This is a genomic window from Cupriavidus numazuensis, assembly GCF_905397435.1.
GTDB lineage: Bacteria > Pseudomonadota > Gammaproteobacteria > Burkholderiales > Burkholderiaceae > Cupriavidus > Cupriavidus numazuensis.
The window spans coordinates 1-4,159 of record NZ_CAJPVI010000129.1 but is presented as its reverse complement, the minus strand read 5'-3'; the positions used below and the strand labels follow the sequence as shown (position 1 = coordinate 4,159).

Below are 4,159 nucleotides of genomic sequence, written 5' to 3'. Positions count from 1 at the left end.
CTCGTCGACGATCAGCTGCACCGACCAGCCGTCGGAGACGATGTGGTGCATCACCACCACCAGTACATGCTCCCCGGCAGCCAGCCGCAGCAGGCCCACGCGCAGCAGCGGGCCGGTGCCGAGCTCGAACGGCGTCTCGGCCAGCTCGCGCGCGACCCGCCCGGCTTCGGCCTCGGCATCCGCAGCGTCGGACAGATCGATCTCGCTGAACTGGAACGCGCCGGCCTCCATCACCCACTGCTCGGCCAGGCCTTCCGCATTGGCGCGGAATACCGTGCGCAGCGCCTCATGGCGCGCCACGATGGCGCCGAAGCTCTCGCGCACGGCCGCCACGTCCAACTGGCCCTGCAGGCGCAATGCGCCGGTGATGTGGTACGCGCTGCCACCGCCCTCCAGTTCCCACAGGAACCACTGGCGCGACTGCGCGTATGACAGCGGCTGGCCGCCATCCCGGGCTGGCGCCGGCACGATCGGCAGGCGGCCAAAATCGATGCCCTGCTTGCCGAGGGCTTCCAGGAATGCCTGCTGACGATCGGCCGGCAGGCGGGCGAAACGCTGTGCGATGTCGCGCTTCTTCGAATCCATTCAGTTCTCCAATGCTTCCAGCAGTGCGGACATCTCGTCGAGCTCGGTCGACTCGTCCGCTTGTGTCTGACGTGCGGCCTCAAGCGCCAGCGCGATCGCGCTCAGCGACAGGCCTTCAAAATAAAGGCGCAGCGGTATCTGCACCGCGAACCGTGCCTGCGTCCGGGCCTGGACCTGCAGTGCCGCGAGCGAGTGGCCGCCCAGTTCGAAGAAAGTGTCGTGGCGGCCCACGCGGGCAGCGCCAAGGACTTCCGACCAGATCTGCGCAAGCGCAGCCTCTGCTTCACCATGGGGAGCCTCGTAAAGATGTCCGGATGCCGCGTCGGGCTCGGGCAGCGCCTTGCGGTCGACCTTGCCGTTGGGGTTCAGGGGCAGCGTGTCGAGCACGAGGATCGCGCCCGGCACCATGTAGTCGGGCAGCGCCTGCGCCAGGCGTTCGCGCAACGCGGCTGGCTCGATCTCGCCAGCCACGTAGCCGACCAGGCGCCCATCCTTGGCCACCACCACCGCCTCGCGCACCTCTGGCTGCGCCAGCAGTTGCGTCTCGATCTCGCCCAGCTCGATGCGGAAGCCCCGGATCTTGACCTGATGGTCGATGCGCCCCAGGTATTCCAGCTGGCCATCGGCGCGCCAGCGCACCAGGTCGCCGGTGCGGTACAGGCGCCCGCCTTCGGCATCGAACGGGTCGGCCACGAAGCGCTCGGCGGCCAGGTCCGGGCGGTGCAGGTAGCCACGCGCCAAGCCGACGCCACCCAGGTAGAGCTCGCCCGGCACGCCCGCCGGCACCGGCTGCAGCGCGGCATCCAGCACGCGCAGCGCCGTGTCGCCGATCGGGCCGCCAATGGCCGCATCGCCGCGTACCGGCACCGCCGTCGACCAGATCGTGGTCTCGGTCGGGCCGTACATGTTCCACAGCGCCACGCCCAGTTCTCTGAGGGTGTGGGCCAGGTCCGGCTGCAATGCCTCGCCGCCGCACAGGCCCTTGAGCGGGCCGCTGGGACGCCAGCCGCCGGCCAGCAGCACGCGCCACCCCGCCGGCGTCGATTGCAGCGCCGTCACGCCGCGCGCCTGCATCAGCTCGCCCAGCGCACGGCCGTCGCGCACCACCTCGCGCGGCGCCAGCACCACGCGCGCGCCGCACAGCAGCGGCAGGTAGAGTTCCAGCGCCGCGATGTCGAACGACAGCGAGGTGACGGCCAGCAGCACATCGTCGCCGGTCAGGCCGGGCTGGTCCTGCATGCTCAGCAGGAAGTGGCTCAGCCCACGATGGCGCACCATCACGCCCTTGGGCTTGCCGGTCGAGCCCGAGGTGTAGATCACGTAGGCGAGGTTCTCGCCGTGGACCGGCACTTGCGGCGTGTGGGCGGGATGCGCGCGGGTGTCCAGCGTGTCGAGTTCCAGCGTGGTGCGCACCGGCGGCAGGCCGGTGACGGTGCTGTGCGTGAGCAGCAAGGTGATGCCGCTGCTTTCCACCATGTACGCGAGACGGTCGGCCGGGTATTCCGGGTCGAGTGGCACGTAGGCGCCGCCCGCCTTCAGGATCGCCAGCAGGCCCACCAGCATCTCGACCGAGCGCGGCACCGCGATGCCCACGCGCACGTCCGGGCCGACGCCCTCGGCGATCAGCCGGTGCGCCAGGCGGTTCGCACGCGCGTTGAGTTCGCCGTAGGTCAGCGTCTCGTCACCGGACAGCAGCGCCACGGCTTGCGGGTCCTGACGCTCGACCATGCGATGCACCGGCTCGACGTTGTCGTAGCGGTGCGCATTGACGCCCCACTGCTCCAGTTGCGTCCGCTCGGGACCGCTGATGCCTTCCAGCTCGCACAGCAGTTGCTGGGGATGTTTCTCCAGCGCGCTTGCCAGGGCCGCCAGCGTGCCGTGCAGCGCCTCGCACACCTGCTGCGGATCGAGCGGCTGCACCACCTGCGCCACCAGCGCAAAGTCTTCGCCGAGGTCGTCCACGTTCATCGTGAACGGATAGTTGTTGCGCTCGTCCCCGCCCAGCGTGGTCATGCCTTCCCACTGCGCCTGCGACTGCGCCGGCGCGCTGTAGCGGTAGTTCAGCAGCGCCGAGAACAACGGCGTGCCCGACGGCACGCTGCTGCAGCGCTGCGCCAGCGCCAGGCTGGCGTGCTCGTGGGTCAGCAACCCGGTCAGCCCGGCATGCGTGTCGCGCAGCGCCTGCGCCACCGCGACCGGGCCCAGCTTGACCCGCAGCGGCAGCGTGTTGATGAACAGCCCCAGCGCGCGCTGGGCGTCCTCGCCGCCCTGCATGCGGCCGAACAGCACCGTGCCGAAGACCACATCGTCCTGCCCGGCGCTGCGCCCCACCACCAGCGCCCACGCCAGGTGGAACAGTGTCGCCGCGCTCACGCCGTGGCGCTGTGCCAGCTGGCGCAGCTTCGCCGACAGCGCTGGCGGCAGCGGCAGGCGGGCTTCACCGACGCGGGTGCCATCGCCGCGCACGTCCAGCAGCCCGTACGGGGCGGTCGGCGTTTCCACTTCGCCCAGCATCTGGCGGAAGAAGGCTTCGTGCTGCGCTTCGCTCACGCCCAGGCGGGCCTGCGCCACGTAGCGGCGGAACGGCACCGGCGTGGGCAGCGCCTCGGCGCGCCCCGCTGTGAGCAGGCCGATCTCCTCGACCAGCAGCTCCAGCGTGGTGTGGTCCATCACCAGGTGATGGCTGGGCAGTTGCAGCAGCCAGCGGTCCGCTTCGGTGTCGTGTACCGCCAATGCGCCCAGGAGCGGCGCGCGGCGCACGTCGAGGCGGTAGTGCGACGGGTCCACCGCGGCCAGCAGGCGCGCTTCGGCTTGATCCCCCGGTTCCAGCCATTCCGGCACCAGCGTCGCCTCGCGGCACACCACCTGCACCGGCTCGGGCAACCCTTCCCACAGCACCGCGGTGCGCAGGATGTCGTGGCGCGCGATCACCGCGTTCAGGTGATCCATGAAGCCGGCCAGGCGCGCGCGGCTGTCGAACGCCAGCAGGCACGTGGTGATGTAGGCATCGCCCTCAGCTTGCAGCAGGTGGTGGAACAGGATGCCCTGCTGCAGCGGGGCCAGCGGGTAGATGTCCTGGATATTGGCGGCACCGCCGGGGATCGCAGCCTCGATGCTGCGGATGGCTTCTTCCTCCAGCGACACCAGCGTCAGCATCGAGGGCTCGATGCGGGTGCAGTCCGCCGGAATGCCATTGGGCGGCACCACCACTTCCGTGCTCGCCTCGCCGCCCACCGCACGCGCGAAGTCCTGCAGCACCGGGTGCTGGAACAGCGTGCGCACCGCCACCGGCCAGCCGTGGCGGCGCACCCGCTCCAGCAACTGGATCGCCAGCAGCGAGTGGCCACCGAGCGTGAAGAAGTTGTCGTGGCGGCCCACGCGCGGCAGCTTCAGCACGTCGGCCCAGATCTCGGCGAGCACCGCTTCCACTTCGCCTTGCGGGGCTTCGTAGCCTGCGCTGGCGAGTTGGCCCGGCTCGGGCAGCGCCTTGCGGTCGACCTTGCCGTTGGGGTTCAGCGGCAGCGCGTCGAGCACGACGATCGCGCCCGGCACCATGTAGTCGGGCAGCACCGCC

2 protein-coding genes are annotated in these 4,159 nt (G+C 70.5%); both read right to left on the bottom strand.

Going from position 1 to position 4,159, the window contains the following annotated elements; genetic code table 11:
* Positions 1-585, bottom strand: a 585-nt coding sequence (locus KHO41_RS40685) for a condensation domain-containing protein (protein ID WP_211958843.1), incomplete at its 3' end; no start/stop codon positions are given.
* A partial coding sequence (locus KHO41_RS40680; RefSeq protein ID WP_211958842.1) for a non-ribosomal peptide synthetase occupies positions 586-4,159 on the bottom strand: 3,574 nt, incomplete at its 5' end. It lies immediately after the preceding gene.